Origin of the sequence: Candidatus Dormiibacter sp., assembly GCF_050999135.1 — a bacterium.
GTDB lineage: Bacteria > Chloroflexota > Dormibacteria > Dormibacterales > Dormibacteraceae > Dormiibacter > Dormiibacter spiritus.
This window is the reverse complement of the sequence record NZ_JBPCPN010000029.1, coordinates 76,333-102,141: the sequence shown is the minus strand read 5'-3', so window position 1 is coordinate 102,141 and position 25,809 is coordinate 76,333. Positions and strand designations below refer to the sequence as shown.

Below are 25,809 nucleotides of genomic sequence, written 5' to 3'. Positions count from 1 at the left end.
ATCTGCGATCCCGGCCGAACGGTCGAGCACGGTCATGGTCATCGTCATAACGAGGAAGTCTCCATCCCCGCCCTCGGGTCACTAATTGTCAGGGGGCGAGTGCCTCAACCCAGGTTGGCAGAGAGGGAGGACATCACGCTGTTTGCTCGCGAACCGAGCGTGCCCTCGTCTTTGACGATCTTCATATCCAACCCGCCGCGTCAAGGACGCCCATGGCGGTCGCTCGCGACTCGGCTACGCCGATCCTTGACACGGCGACCCGGACACGAGGGGCCGCCAGGACGAGGTCATGCCCTCAGTCCGTGTCCGTTCCCCGGTCCTTTGCCGCCGCTATCGAGAACAGGACCGTGTCGACCATCCGCGGATGGTCCTGAATAGGCTTCGTCGCGTACGCCGCCGACACCAGCGCGCTTGCTACGTCTGCCGCCGCCTTTCGTCGCGAAGCTCACCTCGGCACCACCAGGCACCCTAATGTGACTCAAGCGTTCCCCTGCTTCGCGGATAAGGCGCGCCATACGGCGCCGGAGGAGGAAAACCAACAAAACGGTCACTACGGGCCAAGCTCGAGAGCCCCACAAGGCTGGCCACAAGCTCCGTAGCGGTCACGGCCAAGATCGTAGGTCGCAGTTCGCCGCGTCGGGTGAGTACAGCCAAATATACAGCAACCACTACGACGACGACCGGACAAAACGGACTGCTGCCGGCTGGCGACCGGCGTAAATGACCGCGAAGAGCCGACGCACGCAATTCGGGAGGAAAGTGCGCGAAGCATCGGGCCGGGCTGGCTCCGCCGATGGACTGATGCGTGTTGGCCCGGAGGCCATGACGGCTGCGAGCCGCCGGCATAGAATCCGCAACTGTGACCCACGACAATGATGCGGTGCCCGCCGGATGGACGAGCGTGCCGGATGGGCTATGGGACGCGGCACAGGAGGCTGCTCTTCAGACGGTGGCGGATAGCCGCTCGGCCGAGTGGCTTGTCCGCTACTACAAGACATCGGGCGGATATGCCGGGTCCACATTTCTAGACGCATCTCCGGTCGTCTCACACGAATTCACTACCGCCGACCTGTTTGCCATCACACAACTCAGCGTCGCCGCACCAAAGCCGCGCGTCGCCCGACTGATCCTCGATGATGGACCGGCTCGCACCAAGCTCACCGACCTCTTGAAGGCTGTTCCCGACGACGTCGACCTGGCTGATGCTTGCAGTGACACGCTCGAGGCAATGTCCGCGCTCTACGAGCGAGTAAGGGCCACGCTGGGCCGGGATCCCTGGGTCACCGCGGGCAAGCTTTGCGCGCGAAAGCGATCGCGGCTGTTCCCGATCCGCGACCGCATGGTGTGCAGCCTTCTCGGCCTCACATCACTGCACAACTACGGGGTCGACTGGCAGATTTACCGACGGCTCATGAACGATGACGCACTTGTGAGCGAGCTCCACACCTGCCAGCAACGGGCCGTGCAGCAACCGGAAGTGAGGATGGATCCCTATCCGCTGAGATGGCTCGATGTCATCCTCTGGATGCGGGCGACCTCCGGCAGCTAGCAGCCGGACGGAGCCCATCGAAAGGCGCGGCAACACACCCGTGCATCAGCACGATGTTCTCCGCAGGTACTCGCGGCTCGATTGGTCGCGACGGGGGACCAAGCGGCGCCCGACTCGGTCAGCCAATGTCAGGTCGTCGTGCTCGACCGAGGTTCAACCATCAGCATCGAGATTTGAGGTTCCTGAAGGGCGACAGACTCCGCAGCGCCGACGCAGTCGGGGCTCAATGCGCTTAGGCACCGCCGTTCTGCACGTCGGCGAGAACCAGACGTGTGCGCCTCGGCACTCCCAAGCTGACGATGCGGGTTCGATTCCCGTCACCCGCTGCAGCGGGAACTCCCAGGGCCGGTCCAGCTGGCCGGTGCACCGGCGGCGTCCGGCGGATCGTAGCGGCGAGGGTAGGCTCGCCCCATGAGACGGGTCTTGATTGGCGCCGGATCGGTGTACATGCTGTTCGCTGTCATTGGGCGTTTCGTTGAAGCCATGGGTGCAGCGACCTGTCCGTGCGCACCGGACTGCTGGTGCAAGAAGCGAGGCCTGAGCACGTTTCGGTGGGTGGCGCCGTTCGGTCATCGGCTGTTGGTGCACACCGCGGATGACGTGCCGCCCTCGGCTGCGCCGTAGTCAGAAGACTGGCCTGGCGGGCTCCGGGTCGGCGGCGCCACTGCTGTTCCGCGTGATCGATCGGGGGTCAACGGCAAGCAGCCGACCGTTCAGTTCGCCGCGCGCTGGACAGCGCGCTTTGCATAGCCGAGCTGCATCTCCCAGCCTTCGATGCCTGCGGCGCGACCCGACCTACTCGTCCGGTTCGACGACGGCGACGATCGCTGCGGTAGCTCGCCGAAGGCGCGCGTCGGAAGTGATCAGAGTGGCGCCGAGTGACCTGGCCAGGGCGACATAGAGAGCGTCCCGGGTCGGGATCCGACCCATCAGCGCCCACGCGGGCAGCAGGAGGGGCCGCAGCGGCCAGCGCCTGGCCCCAAACGCGGCCAGCGCCCCCACTCGTTCGGCGGCACGAGTCAGCTGTCCGGCTCGCTCGAGGTGGGCCAACGCCGAGAGGACCTCGGCGTCGAGGTGGGCCGGCGCAGCGACCGCCGTGGCGGACGCGAGGGCACCGCGGTAGGGCTCGGCCGCTGGGAAGCCGCAGATCAGATCCACCACCGTGGCGGCGTCGATGACGGCGATGCTCAACGGCTGATGAGTCCGTCATCCTCGGCGCTGACCACGGCCACGAGTTCGGGCCCGGTCAGGCCGCCGGCGTGCGCCGGACCGAGGCCTCGCACGCGTCGCAGCCACTCGCCCATCGAGGGAACGTCCACGTGTTCGGTCAGCACTCCGCACAGGTAGGCCGCGCAGGCTCATATCGCTCGCGGCCGCGCGGCGAGCCAGCTCCGCGTGGACCTCGTCCGGAAGGTTTCTGATCAACAGATCCATGCGCCGATGAGATCACTGCGATAGTCCAATTGGCCGGGGCTCCCTCTTGTCGACCGCGACGACGCCACTCGCATGTAGACTGCATGCATGGTGGCGCTACAGATTCGCGATGTTCCCGACGATGTGCGACAGGCGCTGGCGGTGCGGGCGCGCGCCAAGGGGCAGTCGCTCCAGGCGTTTCTGTTGTCGCTGGTGGAAGACGAAGCGCGGCGCTCGGCGAACCTGGCTCGGTTGGATCTGTTCGCCGGGCGTGATGACGGTTCTCGACTGTCGGTAGCGCAGGCCACCGATGCGCTCGATCACGCCCGGGCCGAGCGAGCCGCCGAGTCAGGGAACCGGCCCGGGTCAGCCGACGGTGCCACTTGATCATCGTCGATGCGTCCGCGCTCACCAATGCGCTCACCGATGACGGTCCAGTCGGCCAGGGCAGTCGAGCCGAACTGGCTCGAGACCCACACTGGGCTGCGCCCGAGCATCTCATCGTCGAGACGTTCTCGGCCGTACGAGGCCTGCACCTGCGACGCACGATCATCGGACGGCGCGCTCAGGATGCCCTCGACGCTCTGGTCTCCTCGACCATCGAACTGCTGAGGACCGCTCCCTTGCTTCCCCGGATGTGGCAGCTCCGGGAGAGCGTCACCGGCTACGACGCCGCCTACGTTGCTGCCGCCGAAACCTACGATTGTCCCCTGCTCACCGCTGACGCTCGACTCACCCGCGTCGGCGGTCTTCGCTGTGAGATCCGCCTGGCCGTGCCGACCCCCTGAAACGTCCGGCCTGAGGTGCCCCGGCGGGGTGTCGGCGACCCGAAGGCAACGAGTTCTGCGTGGCGTGATCTTCGCGAACCGCCGCCGTGCTCAGTGTGCCGGGCGACGGTTGAACAGTCTCTTCGCCCAGAGGTAGGCGAGCAGCGCGATACACGCGCACCAGCCCACGGCGATCGCCGCGTTGCTGCCGATCGGAGCGCCGAGTAGCAGTCCGCGCAGCGTGTCAATGACTGGGGTGAAGGGCTGGTACGCGGCGAACCAGCGCAGCCCCGCCGGCATCGAGTCGGTCGGGACGAATCCACTGCCGAGGAACGGCAGGAGCACCAGGAACATCGGGAGATTGCTCGCGGTCTCGACGCTCTTGCTGATGAGGCCGAGAGCGACCGACAGCCAGGTGAGTGCGAGCGTGATGAGCGCGAGCACGCCGATCGCGGCGAACCATTCCATCGGTCCGGCCGTAGGCCGGAAGCCGATGCCGAGCGCGACACCGATGACGACCGCCAGGCTGAGCATGGTCTGGATCATGCTGGCGAGGACGTGGCCGGTCAGCACCGAAGCGCGGGTGATGGCCATCGTGCGGAATCGCGCGATGATGCCTGCGGTCATGTCCATCGCGACCGATATCGCCGTGCCCTGTGCTACGGCGGCTACCGTCATCAGGATGATCGCCGGAGCGACGTAGTTGACGTAATCGGCTCGGCCACCTGACACGGCGCCGAGCCCGGCGCCGAGAGTTCCCCCGAAGACGTAGACGAAGAGCAGCAGGAACACGATGGGAATCCCAACCAGCATCAGGGTCATGGACGGGTAGCGCACGATGTGTCGAAGGCTGCGCCGCAGCATCGTCGTCGAGTCGCTGACGGCGTCAGACATGCTGGTCATCGCGAGGTGTTCCTTTCCTGCTCGGCATTGTTGGCATTGCCAGTGAGCGCCAGAAAAACGTCATCAAGGTCGGGCAGGTGGACCGACAGTTCGTCGATCGCGATCGAATCGTCGTCCAGCCGGTCGAGCAGCTTGCGCAGCGACTGCACCCCGCCGTCGCTGGGAACCTGCAGGGTGAGGGCAGCGTCGTCACGGGAGGATCCGGCCAGGGTGCGCGCTGCCGAATCGAGCCCGGCTGCGTCGGCGAACCGAAGTCGGATGTGACCGCCCGGGATGCGACGCTTGAGCTCGGTAGCCGTGCCCATGGCCACCAGCCGCCCATGGTCGAGCACGGCGATCCGATCGGCGAGCTGGTCTGCCTCCTCGAGGTACTGCGTGGTCAGGAAGATCGTCACGCCGTCGCCGACGAGATCGCGGATGACCTGCCACATGGTGCGGCGGCTGCGCGGATCCAGACCGGCGGTCGGCTCGTCGAGGAAGATGATGCGCGGCCTGCCGACCAGGGTCATCGCGAGGTCGAGCCGGCGCCGTATACCGCCGGAGTAGGTCGAAGCCGGTTTCATGGCCGCCTCGACCAGGTCGAACCGCTCGATCAGGTCACAGATGCGCCGCCGTCCTTCGGCTCGGCCCAGGTGGTGCAGGTCGGCCATCAGGATCAGGTTCTCCTCGCCCGTGAGGAGGTCGTCCACCGCCGAGAACTGGCCCGTGACACCGATCGCGGCACGCACCGCGTCGGGTTCGGTAGCCAGGTCGTTGCCGGCAATGTGCATTTCGCCGGCGTCGGCCGTGATCAGGGTGGACAGGATCTGCACGATGGTGGTCTTGCCGGCGCCGTTGGGGCCGAGCAGCGAGAAGATCGTGCCTTCGGCAACTGTGAGGTCGATGCCGTCGAGTACCAGCTTGTCGCCGAACGACTTCCGCAGCCCCTTGACCGAAATCGCCGGCCGGGTGAGGGTGGTTGTTGTCATAACGCCTCCTTGTCGATGAGTCCATTCCCGGGATTCAGGGAACGGCGGATCACGATGTCGCCGTAGCCGGTGCGGGCGCTGACCTCCACCGCCTCGTCGGACGGCTCGGGGCTGTCGGCGGCCTCCATGTGGTTACGAACCCTCCCGAACTTCGTGTGCACGTCGAGGCGTGCGGCGGTACCGGCCCGGATGCCGATGTCGATCCGTCCGAAGCCGGACTTGAGCGAGGTGGAGCCACGCGCGACCTCGCCGATGCGGACGTCACCGTTGGCGGTGCTGGCGGTGACCTCGGCGTTCCCGAGGCCGACGGTGATGTCGCCATTGGCCGCGTTGACCCGGAGGTCGCCCGTGACTACGCCGACCCAGGTAGCGCCATTAGAGTTCTTGATCACAGCGGCGCCGTCGATCTCGCGCAGGCGTACCCGGCCGGCCCCGGTGCTGACTTCGGCGTCGCCCGCGACGCGGTCCACGACGATGGCGCCGCCACCGGTGTTCAGGTCGAGGGTGCCCGTGTGGTCGAGCTGGATGTCGCCGGCCCCGATCTTGACCCGGCACTCGCCGAGGCGGCCCGCGCAGCGCAATGTCGCCACCGCGGCGTCGCCCTGCAAGTGCGAGCCGGCGGGCAGGTCGATTGTCACGTCGATCGACCCGGCCTTGCCGAACAGGCCGAGAGCCCGCTGCTTCGGCGCCTTGACAAGCAGCCGGCCGGCCGTGTACTCGAGACGCGTCTGCTCTGCGGCCCGCACGTCCGGCTCATGGGACGCGTCGCTTGGCCGCACCTCCACGACTGTGTTGTCGCGGTCGCTCGCGGTGATGCGGACGTCACCGACGACAAGCTCGATCACGACGGAAATCGGCTCAGGGGTGTCGAAGGTCGGCATGGTGATTCCTCCCGATGTGATCAGCGGGGGCATCCCGCTCACGGGACGAGCAACTGGCCGTGCGGTGTCGTGTCCCACCTCAGCGCACCCAGCCCGTGTAGCGCTCACCGGAGCGGGCGGCGCGGCGTTCCAAGAGGCGGCCGGGAGCGTCGGACCCCAGCGCAGCCGCGGCCGCCCGTACCAGCCAGGCGTTGACCGAAAGCCCCGCCTGGCCGGCGGCGGCCTCGACCCGTCCCTTCAGATGTTCGTCCAGGCGGAGGTTGATCCGCGCCATCGCGCCCTCCTCGCCCTCCGCCGTGACGGGCGCGGCACCCAACGCGGCCAGGTCACTCCCCTCGAACGGGTGATCGGCGGGCGGCTGCGTCACAACGAAACTGGGCTCGCGGCCCCGCAGCCGGAGTTCCACCGAGCCGGGCGCGAGGTCGCGCGTGATCTCGTCCGCCGCGGTCGACAGCGCGTCCAGCAGGGTGAGCCGCACCGCCGACTCCAGGGGAGCTGTGAGTCGCTCGGCCAGTGCGCGAACGTCTTCCCCTCCGGCCTCGGCGGCCACGGCAAGCTCATGGCGGAGACTTTCGACGTACGGCGTGAGATCCATGACGCCATAATAGCACCACTATGGTGCCACCGCACGCCAACGTGGCCCCACGCGACGCCAGGGGTTCGTTTGCAGCAGCGCCCCTCCTTCCGGATACCATCACGCCGTGACACCGCCGGAGGTCGACTTCCCCAAGGGCGTTGCAGCACCCGCCACCCGGGCACTCACCGCTGCCGGATACACACAACTCAGAGACCTGGCGGGCGTGCCGGCCTCCCAGCTGAAACAGCTTCACGGAATGGGACCGAAAGCGTTGGCACTACTTCAGGAGGCTCTCCAAGAGCAGGGCATGTCCCTCGGCTGATGCCTTCAGGCATGCGAAAGAACTGGGCAGCGACCGTCGCGCGGATTCCCTAGTCGGTAAGTTACGGACCCTCCTGTGGGACAGCTCTTTCCGCGACTGCCCCCTCAGCCCAAAGCCCACGTAAACCCACGGCGGTCTGCCGCACTGCCAACCCTGATTGGGGCTTGGTCTTCACCAGACGGGGATGACTTTCTGCCGGCCTGAAACCAAACTGGTGTCCGTCGTGTATAGGTCTACGTGGCTCTGGAGCTGTCGATGAGCGGGTATGAGGGCGGCGGTCAGGCGCGGGCGGCCAACCAGGCTTTGGTCAGGTTGGCTCAGCACGGTGATTTGCCCGCGTTCGAAGAGGTGGTCCATCGCTTCCAGCGCCGGGTCTTCGGACTCGCCTACCAGTACCTCCAGGACCGGGACGAGGCGCAGGACTTGGCCCAGGAGATCTTTGTCCGCCTCTACCGTCAGCTTCAGCGCTATGACCCCAGCCGGCCCTTCGAGCCGTGGTTCTGGAAGCTGGCAGGCAACGTCGCTGCGAGCTACCTGAGGCGCCGTCCAGCGCCTGCCCAGGAGCTCGAGGACTCAGGGATGAGTTCAGCGGCGACGGACCAGCTCGACCTGCAGCTAGCCATCTCGGATCTCACCCCGGAGCTGCGGCTGCCACTGCTTCTCCACTACCAGGCCGACCTCCGGGTGGATGACGTCGCCGCCGCACTGGGCCTGAGCGCCGCCGCTGTCAAGTCAAGGCTCTATCGCGCTCGAGCGGTGCTCCGGGTGCTCTTGGCCGAGGACGGTCAGACATGACCTGCGCCGAGGTGCGCAGCCGACTGGAAGCGGTTGTGGATGGGGAGCTGGACGCTGCCCTGCTGGAAGTCCGGCAGCACCTGGCGATCTGCGGCGCCTGCAGGCGGCAGCACGAGGAGGCGGCTTCGCTGCCCAGCCGGATCCGGGCTTTGCCCACGCCGGCGCTGCCGGAGGACCTGCTGCCGCAGGTGCTGCGGCGGGTGGCGCCGCGGACTCGCCCGCTCGAGGATTGGGGAGTGCTGGCGAGCGAAGCGGTGCTGGGTCTGGTCGTCCTCTGGTACCTGTCAGGCCTGGATGGCCTGCTCGGGCTGGGTCAACGCACCCTGAGCGAGTTGGACGCAGCGCTCGGCTGGCAGCCGGGCCGGTCTCTCGGGAGCGGCAGCGGCGTGGACCTATTCCTGTTGCTTTTGGCCCTGGGCGTAGCGCTCCTCGCCGTCTGGCATCTGTCATTGCTCAGCCGCAACCTGCGTCGCTGGACTTAGTGGCACCCACCTTGCGCTGGTCGCTGGCGCTGGCGGTGCTGGTGGGAGCGGGCCTGGTGCTGGCCTGGGCTGATGCGACAGTGCTGAACTCGGTGTTTCCCCACCCTGGCTCTCCGCCCCGCGGTTTGCAGCCCCGGGCTGCGCTGCCCGTTTTGCCTGGCCTGCGGACCGGCGGAGGCCGCCTGGAGTTCCGGGGCCTCGGTTCCCCGGGAGGTGTCTTCAGCTTCGGCTGGTTTCTCGCCACCGGCGCCGTACTGCTGCTGCTGACGCTCGCCATGCTCGCCCTCGCCTCAAGCCGCGCCCGGCTGGCGGCTGAGCGCGTCAGCCCGCGCCTCGTCGTCCTACTCCTCGCGGCAGGGATCTCGGCCACGCTTTTGATCCTGGCCGCGACGGAGCTGCTTCGCGCCACTTTCTTGCTCCTGAATATCGTTCCCATCGTCTGGGCAGCCTTCGCCGTCGCAACGCTTTTCGGCTGTGCGGCCCTGGCCCTGGCCGCCGGTCGCTGGCTGCGCGGCCGGCTCGGCGGCGGCAACCCTTGGTTGGGGGTTGTGATGGCGATTCTGATAGGGCTCGATGCGGGCCTGGTTCCCTTTGCCGGCTGGCTGCTCCTGGTAGCGGTTGGGCTGACCGGACTGGGCTTGGCGGTTGTCACCCGGCTGGGTTCGGCGGGTGGTTGGAATTTGGAGGATCTCAATTGGTGATACAGACCCGCTCGCTCCCTCGCCGGCTCCAGGCTTGGCGGGGCCGCCGGCTGCTGGCGCTCGGGCTGGCGCTGGTCGCAGTTGCGCTGTTGGCTCTCATCGTCCATGACGTCATCGCCCCACCCGGCAGCAGCGGCGGGGGCACGCGCACGACGGTGATCCGCCGCGGCACCGTCAGCGCCGCCGTATCTGGGACCGGAACAGTGGTGCCGGTCCAGCAGCAGAATGTGGCATTCCGGGCGTCAGGCCAACTGACCGAGGTGGATGTCAAAGTGGGCGATCAGGTGCACACGGGTCAGGTGCTGGCACGCATCGACCAGACCACCTACCAGACCGCCCTGCAGCAAGCCCAGGCAAGCCTGGCTCAGGCCGAAGCGAACCTGAGCACCGCTCAGAACTCCAATGCGGTGACCCAGGCCCAGCATCAGCTCGCCGCCGCCCAGCAGGCATACAACGACGCGGTCAATCAGGTGGCGCTGCAGAACCAGCAGGACGCGAATGCAGTCACCAATGCCCAGAACCAGTTCAACAGCGACAACTGCGCCGGCCAGCCCCAGCCGGCAGGCTCCAAGTGCTACCAGGACCAGCAAGCGTTGAACCAGGCACAGAACAAGCAGGCCAGCGATCAGCTGTCCGGCCAGCATCAGATCAACCAGGCGCGCGCATCGGTGGTCTCCGCTCAGGACGCTGTCAACAGCGCCGCCAACAGCCGACCCAACACCATAGCGGCGGCCCAGGCCTCGGTTGACACCGCTCAGGCCGGCCTCCAAACGGCCCAGAACAATCTCAACAGCACGACTCTCACCTCACCCATCGACGGCGTCATCAGCGCCCTCAACGGGCAGGTCGGCGAGAGCGTCAGCGCGAGCGGCGGAGCCACCGCGCAGGCGCCGGGCAGCACCGCACCCCAACCGGCGGGCAGCGGCTCCAGTTCCAGTTCCTCAAGCACGGCTGGAGCGGCAGGCACAACCGGTGGCTCCGCCTCCAGCGGCTCGGCCTTCGCAGTCATCAACAACAGCAGCTCAATGCAGGTGGTGGCGCCGCTGGCGGAAGCGGATGCCGCCAAGGTCAAGCCCGACCAGACGGTCAGTCTGAGCTTCGACGCGCTGCCCGGGGTGACGCTGCCAGGCCATGTCCTGGCGGTGGCGCCCGGCTCCTCCACCATCCAGAATGTCACCAACTACTACGTGACGCTCACGCTCGACACTGCCAATCCCAGCCTGAGGTCAGGGATGACTGCCAACGCGGCAGTGGTGGTGAGCCAGGCCACCAACGTGCTTGCGGTACCCAACAGCGCCATCAGCCGCTCCGGTGGCACCAACTACGTGACGCTCCTCCAGAAGGACGGCAAGACCCAGGTGCGGGTGGCAGTGGAAACCGGTGTGGTTGGAGACACCTCGACGGAAGTGACCGCCGGCGTCGCCGAGGGGGACCGCGTGGTACTGCCATCGACGCGACTCCCCGCCGGCGGCGGGACTACTACCGGCCGGGGTGCTGGTGGCGGCGTCAGGTTGGGCGGATGATCGAGATCGAAGGCGTCACCAAGTTCTACAGCACTGGCGATGTGCAGGTCAGGGCCCTGCAGGGCATCGACCTCCGCATTGAGCGCGGCGAGTTTGTCGCCATCATGGGCTCTTCGGGCTCCGGCAAGAGCACCCTCATGCACATCCTGGGCTGCCTGGACAAGCCGACCAGCGGCATCTACGTGCTGGACGGCATCGACGTTCTCGGCCTTGACGACGACGAGCTGGCCGCCATTCGCAACCGCAAGATCGGCTTCGTCTTCCAGGCGTTCAATCTGATCCCTCGGACCAGCGCCGTGAAGAACGTCGAGCTGCCCTTGGTCTACGCCGGCGTGGGCAGCGGCCGGCGGGAGCGGGCGCTGGCAGCCCTGGAGGCGGTGGGTCTCGGCGACCGCGCCAAGCATCTGCCCAACGAGCTCTCTGGCGGCCAGCAGCAGCGGGCGGCCATCGCCCGAGCGCTCGTCACCGAGCCGGCCATCATCCTGGCCGACGAGCCGACCGGAAATCTCGACTCCGCCGCCAGCCTCGAGGTGATGAAGGTGCTGGTGGAGCTGAACGAACTGGGTCGTACCGTGGTGGTGATCACCCACGAGGAGGACGTCGCCCGCTTTGCCCAGCGCGTCGTGCGGCTCAGGGACGGGCTGATCGTGACCGACCTCCGCCAATCCAGCTTCAAAACGGAGCTGGTACCCCAGTGAACGTAGGCGAAGGTTTGACCCTGGCGTTCGCCGGGCTCTCGGCCAACCGCCTTCGCTCCACGCTGACGATGCTCGGCATCCTCATCGGCGTCGCGGCGGTCATCCTGCTCGTAGCCTTCGGCAACGGCACCTCCGTGGCCGTTCAAAAGCAGGTGGAATCACTCGGCTCGAACGTGATCTACGTCTTCCCCTCCTCCAGCCGCACGAGCGGCGTAGCCCAGGGCTTCGGTACGGCGCAGACGCTGACGCAGGACGACGTGACGGCGCTCAACGATCACGGGCAGGCGCCCGACATCGTGACAGCCATTCCCCTCACCACGGCGAACGGCACGATGACCTATCAGAATCAGAACTGGTCGGCGCCGGCGAGCGGCTCGACCCAGGACTGGGCGCAGGTGCGCAACTACGACCTCTCAGCAGGCGCCTTCTTCAGCGCCAGTGATGTGCGCAGCAGCGCTCGGGTGGTGGTGCTGGGCCAGACGGTGGTGGACAACCTCTTCGGCGGCGACAGCAGCGCCGCAGTCGACAAGTCGATCAAGATTCAGCGCCAGTCGTTCCGCGTGGTCGGCGTTCTGGCCGCCAAGGGCTCGGGCGGTCTGGGCAACCAGGACAACGTCGCAGTGGTGCCCATCAGCACCGCCTGGAACTACCTGACCGGCGGTCGGGGCAGGAACATCAATCAGATCCTGATCCAGGCTTCGAGCAGCGACGCCACCGCGGCCGCCCAGAGCGAAGCGACGCAGATTCTGCTCAACCGGCATCGCATCTCAGATCCCACTCAAGCTGACTTTCAGATGCAGTCGCAACAGGACCTGCTGAACAGCTTCGGCCAGATCACCGGACTCCTGACAGTGCTGCTCGGCTCGATTGCGGCAATCTCACTGGTGGTGGGCGGGATCGGGATCATGAACATCATGCTGGTTACGGTCACCGAGCGGACACGAGAGATAGGCATCCGCAAGGCTGTCGGCGCGCGCCGGCGGGACGTGCTCATCCAGTTCCTGATCGAGTCGATGTTCCTCTCCGGCGTCGGCGGTCTGCTCGGCATCGTACTGGGCGCCGGACTGGCGGTCGCGGTCGCGGCCTTCGCCGCCTCCAGCGGCTCCACCCAAGTCCCGCCACCGGTCGTGTCGACGCCGTCGGTCATCCTGGCCTTCGGTGTCTCGGTCGCGATAGGCCTCTTCTTCGGTATGTATCCCGCCAACCGCGCCGCGGCGCTCAATCCCATCGACGCTCTGAGGTATGAATGAACCGAATCATCATCGCCCTGCTGGTCCTGGTCGGAGTGCTGGTCGGCTTCTACGCCGGCGGTCGCTACGGCCAGGTTCACCCTCCCGCCTCCAGTGCCGTCGCGGCCCAGGCCGCCGCTGCCACGACCGGCGGTGGCGGAACTGCTAGCACTGCTGGCACTGCTGGCAGCGGCGGCGGGGCGCGGCCAATCTCGGGCCCGATCGTCGCCGTGGACAGCACCTCCATCACCGTCCACGACCGCACCACCAACAAGGATGTGAAGATCACGCTCGGCTCCGCCCGCATCACCAAGACCACTCCCGGCGATCAGACCGATCTAAAGAAGGACACCACCGTCAGCGTGGTGGGCCAGGCGGGACCTGACGGCGTGGTCGCGGCTCAGGTGGTGAGCGTGGGCGGCGGGGGCGGTTTTGGCGGAGGACGCGGCCCCAGCCCCTCGCCCTAGAACGGGCCCGGGAGCGGGCCTGCATCCCGCTCGAGGTGACAATGGCGGCGATGGACCGCCTCCTGCTGCACGGCATGGTCTTCTTCGGGCGCCACGGAAACCGGCCGGCCGAGCGGGAGCTGGGCCAGCGGTTCAGCGTCGATCTGGAGCTGGAGGTTGACACCGCCCGGGCCGGGGGGAGCGACGATCTGGCCGACACCGTGAACTACTCCCACGCGTACGCGGATGTGAAAGAGGTGGTGGAGGGCGAGCCGGCCAACCTGTTGGAGACCGTCGCCGCCCGGATCGCCGAGCGGGCTCTCGCGCGCGGCGGCGTGCAGGCGGCGGTGGTGCGCGTCAGCAAGACACCGCCAGCAGAGGGACAGTTCGACAGCTTTGCAGTGGAGATCCGGCGGAGCAGGTGAGCGGCTTGATCGGCTACTTCGACTGCCCCTCAGGCATTTCGGGCGACATGGCGCTGGGCGCGCTGATTGACGCCGGGGCAGAGCCTGAGCTGCTGCAGCGCACGGTGATCGCGCTCGGCCTCCGCCAGGAGGCTCGCGTCAGCACCCGGCACGAAGAGCGAGGCCACCTGGGCGGCACCCGAGTGCTGGTCGAGTGTGGCGAAGGCCCGAGCCGCAAGCTGCCCGAGCTGAAGAGCGTGGTGACGGCGGCGCAGCTGCCAGGGGCGGTTCGCGAGCAGGCGCTGAGCGCTCTGGACCTGATCGGCGCCGCCGAGTCGAAGATCCACGGTCGAGCACCCCACCAGCTGCACCTGCACGAGCTGGGCGGGGCTGACACACTGATCGACCTGGTCGGCAGCTTCTGGCTGCTGGACTCGCTGAAGCTGGGCGCTGTCTACGCCTCCCCGCTGCCGGCGCCGCGCGGGGGCCGAACGGCGCCTGGCACCCTGCGCATCCTGGCGGGCTCCGGTGCAGTGCTGGAGCCGGATGAGCGCTCCTGGGAGCTGGTGACGCCGACAGGGGCTGCGATCCTGGCGACCGCCGCCACGTTCGAGCGCCCAGCGCTTGCCTTGAGCCGGGTCGGCTACGGCATCGGCAGCCGGGATGAGCCTGCCAACGCCACCGCTCTGTGGCTCGGCCAGCCGGTGCCGGAGGCGGCGCAGGTCATAGTCATCGAGACGAACCTGGACGATCAGGCCGGCAACCTGACAGCTGCGCTGCTGGAGGACCTGATGGCAGCCGGGGCTCTGGACGTGACCATCACTTCCGCGCTGCTGAAGAAGGGCCGGCCGGGACATGTGCTGGCGGCGCTGGCGGCGCCGGCGGACGCCGACCGGTTGGCCCGTCTGATCCTGGAGCGCAGTTCCAGCCTGGGCGTCCGACTCAGCTCAGCCCGTCGGGTGCTGGCGGGACGCCGCTTCCTCGAGGTGGAGACCCCGCAGGGCAAGGTCACGGTGAAGGTGAAGGAGCTGGAGGGGCGGCCGGTCGAAGCTGTGCCCGAGTACGAGGACTGTCGCCGGCTGGGCGGCGACGCGGCGGGCACCGCCCGCCTGCTGCGGGTGGCGGCTGAGCTGGCGCGCCGGGAGCTCGGCTTGTGAAGGTCATGGACGGCAAGCAGTCGGCCGCGCGGGTGCTGGACGACGTGACTCGTGGGGTTGCCGAGCTGCTTTCAGCGGGCGGCCGGCGGCCGCATCTGGCGGTGGTCCTCGTGGGAGACAATCCGGCCTCGGAATCCTACGTCAGCGGCAAGCGACGGGACGGCGAAAGGGTGGGCATCACCTCCTCCGACCACCGCCTGCCGGACAGCGCCTCGACCAAAGACGTCATGCAGCTGGTTCAGCAGCTGAACCGAGATCAGAATGTCAGCGGCATCCTGGTCCAGCAGCCCTTTCCCAAGCAGGTGGCGGTGACACCCGTGGTGGAGGGCGTTGATCCGGACAAAGATGTCGATGGTTTTCATCCGATCAACTTGGGCAGGCTGGCGCTTGGCGAGCCAGGGCTGGTGGCCTGCACGGCGGCAGGCGTCATGCGGCTGCTCGACGACGCCGGCATCCCTTTGGAGGGCGCGCGCGCAGTTGTGCTGGGTAGGAGCAACATAGTCGGCAAGCCGGTAGCGCTGCTGCTGCTGGCCAGGAACGCCACTGTCACCATCTGCCACTCGCGAACGCGCGATCTGGCCGGCGTCTGCCGCGAGGCTGACGTGCTGGTCGTCGCCGTGGGCAGAGCTGGCTTTGTGACCAAGGGCTTCGTCAAGCCGGGGGCGGCGGTAGTGGACGTAGGGGTCAATCGCGTCGACGGCAGGATCCGGGGCGATGTCGACGAAGCCGTGGCGGCAGTCGCCGGACATCTCTCACCGGTTCCGGGCGGGGTGGGTCGAATGACCCGGGCAATGCTCATGTGGAACACGCTGGAGGCTGAGCGGCGGCGACAGGCCTGAGCTACCGGGAGGCGCTCGCCTATCTCAGCGAGTCCGGGCGGTTCGCTGTCAAGCTGGGACTGGAGCGCACACGGGCGTTGCTGGAGGCGCTGGACAACCCTGAGCGCGGCAAGCGCGGCGCTCTCATCGCCGGCACCAACGGCAAGGGGTCGACGGCCGCCTTCCTGGCCTCGATCCTGCGCAAAAGAGGACTGCGCACGGCGCTCACCATCAGCCCCCACCTCCGCTCCTACACGGAGCGCATCCAGATCGACGGCAGACTGATCTCCGAGGCGGACTTCGCCCGGGCGCTCTCGGCGCTGAAGCCGGTGCTCGACCGGGTGACGCAGGAGGCGGGCGCGCCTACCGAGTTCGAAATCCTGATCGCCCTGGCGCTGAGCTGGTTCCGGGACCGGAGCGACCGGCTGGTGGTGGAGGTGGGCCTGGGCGGCCGGCTGGACTCGACCAACATGCTAGACCTAGGCGTGGCAGTGATCACCAACGTCAGCGAGGATCACCGCCAGTACCTGGGCGACACCGTAAAGCAGATCGCAGGCGAGAAGGCCGGGATCATCAAGCCCGGCAACATTGTGATCACTGGCGCCAGCGCAGAGGCGCTGCCGGTCATCGAGCGGCGCTGCCGTGAGGTCGGTTCCCGTTCCCTCTGGCGGCTCGGTCAAGAGCTGGAGGTCAGCCTTCGCCGCCAGGGCTGGGAGGGGTTGGAGTTCGATCTGAATGGACCTGGTTTCCACTACGAAGACCTGCGTACGCGTCTTCTCGGCACCCACCAGGCGGAGAACGCCGCGCTGGCGGTGGCGGCAGCGCACGCACTGGGTGACGCCAGCCCGGACAGCGTGCGGACAGGCCTGGCCGAGGTGGAGTGGCCGGGGCGCCTGCAGCTCCTCGACGGGCGCACCCTGCTGGATGGCGCTCACAACCAGGAGGGGATGCGCCGCCTGGCCCGGGAAGTGCGCAAGCTGATCGGAGACGCTCGGCTCGTCGTCGTCTTCGCGGCCATGAAGGACAAGGACGTGGGCGCGGTGCTGGACGAGCTCTCCCACCTGCAGCCCTCCCTGGTGGTGTTCACACGCGCCGCCAGCGCGGGGGAGCGGGCGCTCGCCCCGGCGGACCTGGCCGCCATGTGGCCGCATCGCTCAAGCGTTGTGGAGGACGCGGCAGCCGCCCTGCGCCAAGCCCAGGCAGAATCGGCGTCGGACGCTTGGGTGCTGGGTTGCGGTTCGCTCTACCTGGTCGGAGAGCTGCTCAGCTGAGGGGTGGGGTCGACTGCCGACACGTCCAACCCTGGTGGTTGAGGGTCGGTTTCGAGGGGGTCCGCCTCTCGCCAAATGTGGATTCGAGCCGGCCTGAGCAAGGAAGTAGGAACGCCGGGGATAGCGCTCTGACGGCGCGGTTTCATGCAGCACTGGGCTGACGGAGCCATCTCTCTGGGGCTGAATCCGCGGGAGAACACAACGTTTTATCGTGGAGGGGACAATATGACCAGCTCGGCGCAGCCGCTCTATCGAACCGGCAAGATCTGCTACATCGAGATACCCGCGGCCGACATCTCCCGCTCTGCCGACTTCTACCACCGGGCCTTCGGCTGGGCGATTCGGCACGACGACGGCGGCCGAGTCGCCTTCGATGACACCGTCGGAGGAGTCAGCGGAATGTGGGTGCTGGGCCGACCGGCGGCGACCGAGCCCGGCCTGGTGGTCTCTGTCATGGTCGCGAGCGCCGGCGCCGCTGTGGCCGCGATCAAAGCCGCTGGCGGCGAGATCGTGCAGCCGGTGGACGAGAACGCGCAGGAGAAAGTGGCCTGGTTCCGCGACCCCGCGGGGAACGTGTTGGGCATCTATCAGCAGCCCGGATTAGCCGAGGCCGAGCGACCGCGCGCCGACTGACGTCAATCCTGAAAGGCCGGGCCTAAAGGCGATACGAGGACAGGAATCCCCACACAGTCTCGGCGGCCGGTCGTCCATCGAGGCTCTGCGGCCAGCCATGCCCAGCCAGGGTGGCGTAGGTGACGATCCGAGCGCCGCCTCGGCAGGCGCTCCAGCTTCGCACCTGGACGCCGTCTGCGCCGGCCGTCGCGGGGGGCGCAGAGCGGCAGCCATCCAGCTGGGCCCAACCCTCCAGCCAGTCGGGCACGGCTGGTAGGGGGAAGTCGTAGGCCGGCGGTCCTGGATGGCCGCCATAGGGCACGAGGAGATCGTTGACGCTGTGAAGGTCGATGATCGGCACCGGCCGGGAGGGGCGGCACGGCCCGTCGTCCTGACCGAACATCGGTCCCACCACCGGAGCCACTGCGGCGAACCGGCTCGCGTCACGGCAGGCGAGGTAGTTGACCATGTTGCCGCCGTTGGAGGCGCCGCTCGCGTAGACGCGGCCGGCGTCGACGCAGTATTCCCTCTCGATCGTGTCGAGGAGCCTGTCCACAAAGGGGATCTCGGCAATCTTGACCAGGACCGGACCGTAGGCGTTCCAGGCGAGGTTGCCGTTGGGGGCGCGGAGGCCCTGCGGGAATACGTCGATGAAGCCCTTGCTGTCCGATATCTGGCGGAGGGGCGAGCCCTGCTCATAGTCGGCGGCCGTAGCGGCGGGGCCGGCGCCATGGAATTCCACGATCAGCGGAGCCGGCACTTCGGGGCGGTAGCCGGCCGGAATATGGACGATGGCCGTCCGTTCAGCAGCCCCGTTGGCGAGAGTCGGAGCGATCGGGATGCTGTACGACCGGTCGGCGCCAGCCGGCGTGGGGGCCACCTTCCCGCAGCCTGGAGACCTGAGCGCCGCGGTGGTCGAAGGCTGCGCTCGAGGTGCTGCCGAACCCGGCGCGGCCTGCTGACCTGTGCAACCGGCCAGAAGTACCGCTAGCACACTGACGACTTGCCACGGCCCTGTCAGCCGCCCCACACCGTCAGGGTAACCGCGGGTATATCTCGAACGCCCGGTCCCTGAGCGGTCGCTCAGCGTCGGTGGTCACGGGGCGCATTAGGCAAGCTCTCGGCCCGCGCGGCGGCGGCCTCTCCTCGACTGCGCCATCCTTGTCACGTGCCCCGCGCCAAGGAGGCCGAGACCCAAGCCAAGTCCGGCCGCAGCAGCCGCCGCTTCAAGATCACCCCACTGGGCGACGCTGCCCTCTACGTGGAGCTGGGCCAGCGCGTCGACACTGCGCTCAACAGCCGGGCGATCAAGCTGGCCCAACTCCTCCAGGCTCGCCGCGACGTCAGAGAGGCCATAGCCGGGTACGCCAGCGTTGTGGTGCACTACGACCCCGAGCAGATCACCGCCAGGGGCCTCACCGCCGCAGTCCAGAAGCTCTCCGGCACCCGCGCCGACAGCGTGCCGCCGGGCCGGCTGCACCGCATACCCGTCTTCTATGACGGCCCCGACCTGGCGGAGACTGCCCAGACGCTGGAGCTGCCGGTGAAGGAGCTGATCAGGCTGCACTCGGAAACCACCTACCGCTGCTTCATGGTCGGCTTCGTGCCCGGCTGGGCGTTCTTGGGTCCGCTCCCTGAGCGCCTGCGACTGCCCCGGCGAAAGGTGCCGCGCAAGCAGGTACCGCCCGGCTCCGTCGCCATCGCCACCGCCCAGACAGGCATCTACCCGCTGCCCTCGCCGGGCGGCTGGCACCTGATCGGCCGCACTGACGTCAAGGTCTTCCTGCCCAACTCGGATCCGCCCTGCCTGCTGCGCACCGGCGACCGCATAAGGTTCTTCCCGGCGTGAACGAGACAGGCGACCAGGCGCCGCAGTTCAAGGTCGAGCAGCCGGGAGTGTTCAGCGCGATCCAGGACCTGGGCCGGCCGGGCCGGCGCATCGCCGGAGTTCCGCCAGGCGGCGCCATGGATCGCTTTGCGCTGGCGGCGGCGAATCTGCTGGTGGGCAACCCCGCAGGTGCTGCGGCGCTGGAATGCGCCCTCACAGGTCCGACGCTAGAGATCCTCGACCGCTGCGTCCTGGCTGTCACGGGAGCTGACTTCGAGCCCACCCTGAACGGACGCGCGGTCCCCGGCTGGACAGGCCTCTTCTGCGCTCCCGGTGACCGGCTGAGCTTCGGCGGCCGGCGCTGGGGTGCCCGCGCCTATGTGGCGGTGGCCGGCGGGCTGGCGGCCGACCGCTGGCTGGGCTCCGCGGCAACCTACGTCCTCATCGGCAGGGGTGGCCTGCAGGGCCGGCCGCTGAAGCGAGAGGACGTCCTCCACCGCGCAGGCTCTGCGCCGCGTCCGCTGGTAGCCGGCCGGGAGCTGCCTCAGCCCTACCGGCCTCCGTATTCGACCGAGCCGGAGCTGATGACAGTGGCCGGCCCGCAGCTGGGCCGCATCAAAGCGGCTGGCAAGCGTTTGCTCTTCGGGCAGCCCTGGACTGTAAGTTCCGACGCCGACCGCATGGGCTACCGCCTCCAAGGACCCCAGCTGCCCACCACCGGCGCCGATGTCGTCTCGTTCGGGTTGACCTCCGGCTGCATCCAGCTGCCGCAGTCAGGTCAGCCCATCCTACTCATGGCCGACGGCCAGACCGCAGGCGGCTATCCGGTGGTGGGCGGAGTTGCCCGCTGCGATCTGACCCTGGCCGCCCAGTTGCTGCCAGGTGAGTCTCTGCGCTTTCGCGAGACGCGCGTCGAGACCGCCCAAGCCGAGTACCGCAGCCGCTGGGCGGCACTGGACCGAATCCGCTGATGCACGGTCCGCTGGAGGGCATCCGAGTGGTCGAGGTAGGCAACTACATGGCCGCTCCCTTCTGCACCATGCAGCTGGCCGACTTGGGCGCCGAGGTGATCAAGGTGGAGAACCCGGCGGGCGGCGATGAGGTTCGCCAGGCAGGGCCTTTTCTGGGAGACCAGAGCTCGCCCTTCCTGCGCCTGAACCGCAACAAGCGCTCGCTGGCCCTGGATCTGAAGCCCGCGGCCGGCAAGGCAGTGTTCAGGCGTTTGGTCGAGAGCGCCGACGTGGTGGTCGAGAACCTTCGCCCGGGGACAATGGCTCGGTTGGAGCTGGACCATGCCCGCCTGGCCGAGATCAACCGAGGACTGATTTACGTGGCGGTGTCGGGCTGGGGTCAGGACGGTCCGCTGGCGCCGCTGGCCGGGCTGGACATCATGGCCCAGGCCCGTTCTGGACTGATGAGCATCACAGGCGAGGTTGGTGGCGATCCGCTCAAGGTGGGTGTGCCTATCTGTGATCTGGTCTGTGCTCTGTACGGTGCGCTGGCCGCCGTCTCCGCTCTGCGAGCGCGAGATCAGACCGGTCAGGGCCAGTTCATCGACGTCTCCCTCTTGGAAGCCGGCGTCTCCCTCACCATCTGGGAGGCGGGCCAGTATTTTGCGACAGGGGAGGTTCCTGGCCCAAACGGCTCCGCGCACCAGAACAACGCTCCCTACCAGGCGGTTCGGGCGGCCGACGGCTGGGTGACGATCGGCGCCACCACCCCGCGGAACTGGCCGGCCTTCTGCCACGCCCTGGGTCTCGAGCCGCTGCTCGACAACGAGCGCTACGCCACCAACGCCGGTCGGTTCGAGGATCGCTCAGAGCTGATCGCGCAGATCGAGGCGGTCACCACGACCGCGCCGGTGGCGCACTGGCTGGAGGTGCTGGAGGCCGCAGGAGTGCCCTGCGCGCCCATCCAGGACATCGCCCAGGTCTACGCAGACCCCCATCTCAATGCTCGGGGCTACTTCTGGGAAGGCATCCACCCCACCCTTGGCACTGTCCGCCAGCTCGGCTCGCCGATGCGGCTGGCGACGACGCCCCCTTGCCGCGACAGCTCGGCACCGCTGCTGGGAGAACACACGCTGGCAGTTCTGGAATTGCTCGGATACAGCGAAGAAGAGCTGCGCCACCTGCGCGAGCAGCAAGTGATCAGCTCGCCGGAGCGGTAGGCCCGGTCGGGTACGTTTCGAGCAGCTTATGGAAGGGGCGAAGCGGATGTTGGCTGGGGTGCTCGCCACGTTCCCCGCCCGCGTGCTCGACAAGTACATCAACCACGACGACGGACCCAACTGGGCCACCATCATTGCTTGGAACGCCCTGAGCGCCATCTTTCCAGTCGTATTGGCGCTGGCCGCCGTGGCCGGCTTCATCCTGGGCCAGCTGCACGTCAGCGCGAACGCTATCGATCAGCTCGCAGTCCAGATTATCCCCGGCGATCTCCAATCGCGCCAACAGGCCGAGGCTGCGCTGGCGGCGCTTCAAGAACGGAGCGGACTGATAGCCGTTGCGGCCCTGCTCGGCTTTCTCTACACGGCCTCGAACCTGTTCGGCGCCATGGAGGCGGCCTTCGACCAGGCGTTCAAGTGCCGGCGCCGTGACCCCGTGCCGCAGAAGCTCATGTCCTTGGTCATGATGCTTGTCTTCACAGTCGTCGCGGTAGTAGCGGTTGGCACGTCCGCCTTGCTGCCCCTCATCTACTCGCTGCCTCAGGTGCCGTTCGCCCTCAACCAGGGTGTGGCGGCCTACGTCATTCAGGTGGTGCTCGGAGTGGTCTCCGGCTTCGTGCTGTTCCTGATCATTTACCGGGTGGTGCCGAACCGACCGCTCAGCTGGAGCATCATCTGGCCCGGCGCCGTCGTCGCCGGCGTCGGCTTCGAGCTGCTGACGCTGCTCTTCCCGCTCTACGCCAAGCTCAATCCAGGGCTCAACCAGTACGGGAAGAACTTTGCGCTGCTCTTCGTGCTGCTGGCCTTTTTCTTTTTCCTGGGCACGATAGTGATGATCGGGTGTGAGGTGAACGCCGTGCTGGCGGCGGATCGCGCGTCGCATCCGTTGCGGAACGGAGACCCGGCAGTCAGCGCGGGAGCTGACGTTCTGACGCCGCAGCCGTCCCGTCTCAGGCGGGCTGTATACGGGTTGGTCGCCGTGGGAATTGGGATGTACGGCGCGCTGAAAGCGCGCTGATGTCGACCGGCTGCGTCCTCTTCACCGCCGATCTGCGCCGGCACGACAACCCCGCCCTGTCCGCGGCCTGTCGCTGCTTCGACGCAGTCCTGCCGCTGTTCGTCCACGACCGCGGGCTGGCCCGGTTTGCCAGCCCCAACCGCAGCCAGTTGCTCCGGGAATCGCTGAGGGACCTGGACTCAGCGCTCGGCGGTGCCCTCCTGCTGCGGCGCGGCGACATCGTGGACGAGACGCTGCGCGCCGCCCGCGAGGCGGATGCGAAGACGGTCTGGCTCAGCGCCGGCGTGACTGCCTATGCCCGGCGGCGCGAAGGCGCGCTGGCGACCGCCTGTCGAGATGCAGGAATCGAGTTCAGGCTCTTCCCCGGCGTTACCGTGGTTCCGCCGGGCGAGCTGACGACCGGCGAAGGAGGCCCTTTCACTGTCTTTACCCCCTACTACCGGCGCTGGCGGGCGCAGCGCTGGCGTGAGGTTGGGTCTGCGCCGCGGCCTCACACCTTCGTGAGCGGGCTGGCCTCCTCAGAGCCAGAAGCCACAGCTGACAGCTCGCCTGACCTGCTCAGGGGAGGAGAGTCGGCCGCGCGGGAGCGGCTGGAACGGTGGCTCGCCGGCCCCATCGACAGCTACGGCGAACTCCACGATCAGTTGGGCGCGCAGACCTCTCGCCTCAGCGCCGACCTTCACTTCGGCTGTCTCTCGCCGCTCGAGGTGGCGGTCCGCGCGCTCGAGCGGGGCGCGGAGACCTATGCCCGGCAGCTCTGCTGGCGCGACTTCGCTTATCAACTCACGGCGGCCTTTCCCAACCTCGGCCGGGAGGACTTCCGGCCCCGCGGCGGGTGGCGCCACGACGACCTTCTGCTGTCCGCCTGGCAGCAGGGCCGCACGGGCTATCCGGTCATCGACGCAGCCATGCGCCAGCTTCGCGAGGAGGGCTGGCTGAACAACCGAGCGCGACTTCTGGTCGCCTCCTTCCTGACCAAGGATCTCGGCATCGACTGGCGAGACGGCGCCGCCCACTTCATGGACCTGCTGGTCGACGCCGACGTCGCCAACAATTCGCTCAACTGGCAGTGGGTGGCCGGGACCGGCACGGACAGCCGCCCCTACCGCATCTTCAACCCGACGCTTCAGGCCCGGCGCTTCGACCCGCGCGGCGTCTACGTCAGACGGTACGTCCCTGAGCTCGCCGCCCTCGACGATCGGGACATCCATGAGCCCTGGCTGCGGAATCCGCTGATCAACCCGCCGCTCGATTACCCGCCCCGCATCGTCGATCACGCCGAAGCGGCCCGCGACTTCCGCCACCGAATCCGCTGATGGCAGCCGCGCCACCAAAGCTGCCCCGGGGGGCCGACTCAACTCGCCCGGCCGACGACAGTCAAGCGACGCCCAAGTCGTTCGATCCCCAGCTGCTCGGTCTGCCGGCTGGGCGCTAGCCGCCGTGATAGGTCAGAAAGAGGTCAGTGGCAAAGCCGGCAAGGAAGCCCACGAGCAGTCCCGGCGCCAGCCAGGACTGCGTGGTGAGCCGGCGGCAGATGATGAACATCTCGTTGATCACGTAGATCAGAGCGCCGGCAGCCAGGGCCAGAAACAGCACGAACGCGTAGTCGGAGACGACGTGATAACCGACGACGGTGCCGAGGAAGGTAGGACCGCCGCCAATCAGCCCGGCCAGGCCGAGGAAGCCCCAGCTGGGCCGCTGCTCCTCGCCCGCCATGGGCGCCGCCACGCCAAATCCCTCAGTGATGTTGTGAAGGCCGAAGCCAACCATCAGCACGCCAGTGAAGGCGAGGGCGCCGCTGGCGGCTGATTGGCCGATGGCCAGGCCCTCGCTGAAGTTGTGCAGACCCAGACCGCACGCGATCATCAGAGCCAGGCTCCGCGCCGTCGGAGCGACGGGGAGGGCAGCCGCCACAGCCGCGCCAGGGCCGTCCAGCCGGAAGCGACGGATGCGGCTCAGGACCGCCCGGTTGAAGTAGACCAGTCCGAGCAGGCCGGTGGCCACGCCAACTGCATAGATGGCGACCAACCCCAACAGGGTTGTGGCATTGCCCCTGTGGGCGGCGCTCAGGGCTGAATGTATGGGTTCGACAGCCTTGCCCAGGATGTCCACCAGCAGGAAGATCAGCACGCCGGTGGCAACAGCGTTCAGGAAGCCCTGGCTCTGGCGGCTGAGCGCCCGGAGGCGGGCCACTGGCAGGCCCAGGAAAATGGTGAGTCCGGCCAGCGCGCCGAGGATCGTAACAGTCGTTGCGTTCATTGCCCAGCTTGCCTCAGACGCCCTGGGGGCGTCTGTTAGCTAATACTAACCGCGGCTTGGTTGGGAGCGCAGACCTCCACCCTCCTCGCTCATCGAAGTGGCGGCCGCCGCTCGGTAACCGAGGCTGACGCGGAAGGCCAGGTAGGCCGCGCCGGTGAAGAGCAGGCCCGTCAGCGCCGCATGGAGAAGTTCACCGAAAAGCTCCCAATGGTTCAGGACTAGAAAGGCACCGGCCGCCCCCTGCGCGAGGGTCGCCAGGACAGTGAGTCGAGCGCCGGTCTCCAGGTCGCGACGGTCTGGCCGATAGCGGCGGTAGAGCAACCAGAGACCCAAGGCAAGCACCAGGGCACCGGCTGCCAGAAAACGGTGAAGGTAATTCACGCCCACAGCGCTCCCTTGGGCAACGTAGCCGCTGCCACAGAAAGGCCAGCCAGGACAAGCGGCTGCCGCGCCTGCGTGGCGGATATAGGCGCCGCTGTAAACGAGGAAATATATGTAAACGGCGTACGCCCAGGTGAGCGTCGCCACCAGAGCCGGCACGGGCTGGCGCACCACCAACGAGTCTGGCCGGAGAGTACAGAGAGCGACGAGGGTGGTGGAGGCGAGGGCGATCAGCGAGATGCCGAAGTGCAGCGCTAGTACCTCCGGCTGCTCTGGCCACATGACGGCGGCAGCTCCGAGCAGCGCTTGGGCCACGAGGCCGAAAAGCATTATGGGCACGAGGATGAGGACTACGCGTCGATGGCGCAGCAGCAGCAGCGCCAAGACAGCCAGCGCGACTATGAGGAAGCCCTCGACGCCGGTCACCAACCGATGGCTGAACTCGATAGCCGTGGCGGCGGCGAATTCGGGGATGAAGCGGCCATTGCAGAGCGGCCAATCCCGGCCACAGCCGGCGGCGGAGCCGGTGTCCGTCACCCGCGCCCCCATGATCAGCACGACCAGCATTCCGACAGATGCCGCGACGCCCAGCCAGCCGGTGAAGCTGCGAAGCGCTCTGCCGGAATTCACGATTTGAGAT

30 protein-coding genes and 1 pseudogene are annotated in these 25,809 nt (G+C 67.7%); 21 read left to right on the top strand and 10 right to left on the bottom strand.

The features are described 5' to 3' along the window. The first annotated feature begins 859 nt into the window (after positions 1-859). The gene (locus ACR2MZ_RS08050) at positions 860-1,549 is read left to right on the top strand and encodes a DUF6308 family protein (protein ID WP_434004546.1); all 690 of its coding nucleotides are present in this window, start codon (positions 860-862) and stop codon (positions 1,547-1,549) included. Positions 1,550-2,344: 795 nt separating this feature from the next. Here the strand turns inward: ACR2MZ_RS08050 and ACR2MZ_RS08045 are convergent. From ACR2MZ_RS08045 to ACR2MZ_RS08035, 3 genes and pseudogenes are all read right to left on the bottom strand, one after another. After that, positions 2,345-2,740, bottom strand: a complete 396-nt coding sequence (locus ACR2MZ_RS08045; protein ID WP_434004545.1) for a type II toxin-antitoxin system VapC family toxin — start codon at positions 2,738-2,740, stop codon at positions 2,345-2,347. After that, on the bottom strand, positions 2,737-2,883 hold the full coding sequence (locus ACR2MZ_RS08040) for a hypothetical protein (protein WP_434004549.1): 147 nt from the start codon (positions 2,881-2,883) through the stop codon (positions 2,737-2,739). Before ACR2MZ_RS08040 ends, ACR2MZ_RS08045 begins: the two co-directional genes overlap by 4 nt. Positions 2,884-2,911: 28 nt before the next feature. After that, positions 2,912-2,983, bottom strand: a pseudogene (locus ACR2MZ_RS08035) (FitA-like ribbon-helix-helix domain-containing protein); the annotation flags it as partial. 87 nt (positions 2,984-3,070) lie between these two features. Here ACR2MZ_RS08035 and ACR2MZ_RS08030 point away from each other — a divergent pair. Together ACR2MZ_RS08030 and ACR2MZ_RS08025 are read left to right on the top strand one after the other, a co-directional pair. Next, a complete protein-coding gene (locus ACR2MZ_RS08030) occupies positions 3,071-3,349 on the top strand; it encodes a FitA-like ribbon-helix-helix domain-containing protein (RefSeq protein ID WP_434004544.1) in 279 nt (92 codons plus the stop codon). Next, entirely contained in the window at positions 3,346-3,750 is a 405-nt protein-coding gene (locus tag ACR2MZ_RS08025) for a type II toxin-antitoxin system VapC family toxin (protein WP_434004543.1), read from the top strand. The genes ACR2MZ_RS08030 and ACR2MZ_RS08025 overlap by 4 nt, the downstream gene beginning before the upstream one ends. Before the next feature lie 90 nt (positions 3,751-3,840). Here ACR2MZ_RS08025 and ACR2MZ_RS08020 read toward each other — a convergent pair whose 3' ends face one another. From ACR2MZ_RS08020 to ACR2MZ_RS08005, 4 genes are all read right to left on the bottom strand, one after another. After that, complete coding sequence (locus tag ACR2MZ_RS08020) at positions 3,841-4,632, bottom strand: ABC transporter permease (RefSeq protein WP_434004542.1); 792 nt, start codon at positions 4,630-4,632, stop codon at positions 3,841-3,843. Beyond that, entirely contained in the window at positions 4,629-5,600 is a 972-nt protein-coding gene (locus tag ACR2MZ_RS08015) for an ATP-binding cassette domain-containing protein (RefSeq protein WP_434004541.1), read from the bottom strand. The genes ACR2MZ_RS08020 and ACR2MZ_RS08015 overlap by 4 nt, the downstream gene beginning before the upstream one ends. Further along, positions 5,597-6,481 carry a DUF4097 family beta strand repeat-containing protein gene (locus tag ACR2MZ_RS08010; protein WP_434004540.1) on the bottom strand — a complete coding sequence of 295 codons (885 nt, stop codon included), beginning with the start codon at positions 6,479-6,481 and terminating at the stop codon, positions 5,597-5,599. The genes ACR2MZ_RS08015 and ACR2MZ_RS08010 overlap by 4 nt, the downstream gene beginning before the upstream one ends. A 79-nt stretch (positions 6,482-6,560) precedes the next feature. Beyond that, positions 6,561-7,076: a hypothetical protein gene (locus ACR2MZ_RS08005; RefSeq protein WP_434004539.1), complete on the bottom strand. Its 516-nt coding sequence runs from the start codon at positions 7,074-7,076 to the stop codon at positions 6,561-6,563. Between the two features lie 106 nt (positions 7,077-7,182). Here ACR2MZ_RS08005 and ACR2MZ_RS08000 point away from each other — a divergent pair, with 106 nt between their 5' ends. The 13 genes from ACR2MZ_RS08000 to ACR2MZ_RS07940 all read left to right on the top strand — a co-directional run bounded on the left by ACR2MZ_RS08000 (position 7,183) and on the right by ACR2MZ_RS07940 (position 17,537). After that, positions 7,183-7,380, top strand: coding sequence for a helix-hairpin-helix domain-containing protein (locus ACR2MZ_RS08000; RefSeq protein WP_434004538.1), 198 nt, complete (start codon positions 7,183-7,185; stop codon positions 7,378-7,380). A gap of 255 nt (positions 7,381-7,635) precedes the next feature. After that, on the top strand, positions 7,636-8,175 hold the full coding sequence (locus tag ACR2MZ_RS07995) for an RNA polymerase sigma factor (protein ID WP_434004537.1): 540 nt from the start codon (positions 7,636-7,638) through the stop codon (positions 8,173-8,175). Then, the gene (locus ACR2MZ_RS07990) at positions 8,172-8,657 is read left to right on the top strand and encodes an anti-sigma factor family protein (protein ID WP_434004536.1); all 486 of its coding nucleotides are present in this window, start codon (positions 8,172-8,174) and stop codon (positions 8,655-8,657) included. The genes ACR2MZ_RS07995 and ACR2MZ_RS07990 overlap by 4 nt, the downstream gene beginning before the upstream one ends. Continuing rightward, a complete protein-coding gene (locus ACR2MZ_RS07985) occupies positions 8,657-9,358 on the top strand; it encodes a hypothetical protein (protein WP_434004535.1) in 702 nt (233 codons plus the stop codon). Before ACR2MZ_RS07990 ends, ACR2MZ_RS07985 begins: the two co-directional genes overlap by 1 nt. Beyond that, positions 9,355-10,881: an efflux RND transporter periplasmic adaptor subunit gene (locus ACR2MZ_RS07980; protein ID WP_434004534.1), complete on the top strand. Its 1,527-nt coding sequence runs from the start codon at positions 9,355-9,357 to the stop codon at positions 10,879-10,881. Before ACR2MZ_RS07985 ends, ACR2MZ_RS07980 begins: the two co-directional genes overlap by 4 nt. Next, complete coding sequence (locus ACR2MZ_RS07975; protein ID WP_434004533.1) at positions 10,878-11,579, top strand: ABC transporter ATP-binding protein; 702 nt, start codon at positions 10,878-10,880, stop codon at positions 11,577-11,579. Before ACR2MZ_RS07980 ends, ACR2MZ_RS07975 begins: the two co-directional genes overlap by 4 nt. After that, positions 11,576-12,829 carry an ABC transporter permease gene (locus tag ACR2MZ_RS07970; RefSeq protein WP_434004532.1) on the top strand — a complete coding sequence of 418 codons (1,254 nt, stop codon included), beginning with the start codon at positions 11,576-11,578 and terminating at the stop codon, positions 12,827-12,829. Before ACR2MZ_RS07975 ends, ACR2MZ_RS07970 begins: the two co-directional genes overlap by 4 nt. Then, positions 12,826-13,275 carry a hypothetical protein gene (locus ACR2MZ_RS07965; RefSeq protein WP_434004531.1) on the top strand — a complete coding sequence of 150 codons (450 nt, stop codon included), beginning with the start codon at positions 12,826-12,828 and terminating at the stop codon, positions 13,273-13,275. Before ACR2MZ_RS07970 ends, ACR2MZ_RS07965 begins: the two co-directional genes overlap by 4 nt. A 50-nt stretch (positions 13,276-13,325) precedes the next feature. Further along, positions 13,326-13,679, top strand: a complete 354-nt coding sequence (folB, locus tag ACR2MZ_RS07960; RefSeq protein ID WP_434004530.1) for a dihydroneopterin aldolase — start codon at positions 13,326-13,328, stop codon at positions 13,677-13,679. Beyond that, positions 13,676-14,815: a nickel pincer cofactor biosynthesis protein LarC2 gene (gene larC2, locus ACR2MZ_RS07955; protein ID WP_434004529.1), complete on the top strand. Its 1,140-nt coding sequence runs from the start codon at positions 13,676-13,678 to the stop codon at positions 14,813-14,815. Before folB ends, larC2 begins: the two co-directional genes overlap by 4 nt. A gap of 5 nt (positions 14,816-14,820) precedes the next feature. Then, positions 14,821-15,654, top strand: a complete 834-nt coding sequence (locus ACR2MZ_RS07950) for a bifunctional 5,10-methylenetetrahydrofolate dehydrogenase/5,10-methenyltetrahydrofolate cyclohydrolase (protein ID WP_434004548.1) — start codon at positions 14,821-14,823, stop codon at positions 15,652-15,654. Beyond that, entirely contained in the window at positions 15,651-16,904 is a 1,254-nt protein-coding gene (locus ACR2MZ_RS07945; RefSeq protein ID WP_434004547.1) for a bifunctional folylpolyglutamate synthase/dihydrofolate synthase, read from the top strand. The genes ACR2MZ_RS07950 and ACR2MZ_RS07945 overlap by 4 nt, the downstream gene beginning before the upstream one ends. Before the next feature lie 225 nt (positions 16,905-17,129). Further along, entirely contained in the window at positions 17,130-17,537 is a 408-nt protein-coding gene (locus ACR2MZ_RS07940; protein WP_434004528.1) for a VOC family protein, read from the top strand. Between the two features lie 22 nt (positions 17,538-17,559). On the opposite strand, the gene ACR2MZ_RS07935 is transcribed toward ACR2MZ_RS07940, so the two are convergent. After that, positions 17,560-18,396, bottom strand: coding sequence for a CE1 family esterase (locus tag ACR2MZ_RS07935; RefSeq protein ID WP_434004527.1), 837 nt, complete (start codon positions 18,394-18,396; stop codon positions 17,560-17,562). 288 nt (positions 18,397-18,684) lie between these two features. Here ACR2MZ_RS07935 and pxpB point away from each other — a divergent pair, with 288 nt between their 5' ends. From pxpB to ACR2MZ_RS07910, 5 genes are read left to right on the top strand one after another with little or no spacing between them, the layout of a single operon-like run. Next, positions 18,685-19,365 (top strand): 5-oxoprolinase subunit PxpB, encoded by a 681-nt coding sequence (gene pxpB, locus ACR2MZ_RS07930; RefSeq protein WP_434004526.1) that lies wholly within the window; start codon positions 18,685-18,687, stop codon positions 19,363-19,365. Next, complete coding sequence (locus ACR2MZ_RS07925; protein ID WP_434004525.1) at positions 19,362-20,315, top strand: 5-oxoprolinase subunit C family protein; 954 nt, start codon at positions 19,362-19,364, stop codon at positions 20,313-20,315. The genes pxpB and ACR2MZ_RS07925 overlap by 4 nt, the downstream gene beginning before the upstream one ends. After that, complete coding sequence (locus ACR2MZ_RS07920; protein WP_434004524.1) at positions 20,315-21,514, top strand: CaiB/BaiF CoA transferase family protein; 1,200 nt, start codon at positions 20,315-20,317, stop codon at positions 21,512-21,514. The genes ACR2MZ_RS07925 and ACR2MZ_RS07920 overlap by 1 nt, the downstream gene beginning before the upstream one ends. Before the next feature lie 28 nt (positions 21,515-21,542). Then, the gene (locus tag ACR2MZ_RS07915; protein ID WP_434004523.1) at positions 21,543-22,529 is read left to right on the top strand and encodes a YihY/virulence factor BrkB family protein; all 987 of its coding nucleotides are present in this window, start codon (positions 21,543-21,545) and stop codon (positions 22,527-22,529) included. Continuing rightward, positions 22,529-23,845: a cryptochrome/photolyase family protein gene (locus tag ACR2MZ_RS07910; protein WP_434004522.1), complete on the top strand. Its 1,317-nt coding sequence runs from the start codon at positions 22,529-22,531 to the stop codon at positions 23,843-23,845. Before ACR2MZ_RS07915 ends, ACR2MZ_RS07910 begins: the two co-directional genes overlap by 1 nt. 115 nt (positions 23,846-23,960) lie before the next feature. Here ACR2MZ_RS07910 and ACR2MZ_RS07905 read toward each other — a convergent pair whose 3' ends face one another. Further along, on the bottom strand, positions 23,961-24,788 hold the full coding sequence (locus ACR2MZ_RS07905) for a ZIP family metal transporter (RefSeq protein WP_434004521.1): 828 nt from the start codon (positions 24,786-24,788) through the stop codon (positions 23,961-23,963). Positions 24,789-24,833: 45 nt separating this feature from the next. Then, complete coding sequence (locus ACR2MZ_RS07900; protein WP_434004520.1) at positions 24,834-25,799, bottom strand: COX15/CtaA family protein; 966 nt, start codon at positions 25,797-25,799, stop codon at positions 24,834-24,836. Positions 25,800-25,809: the final 10 nt, after the last annotated feature.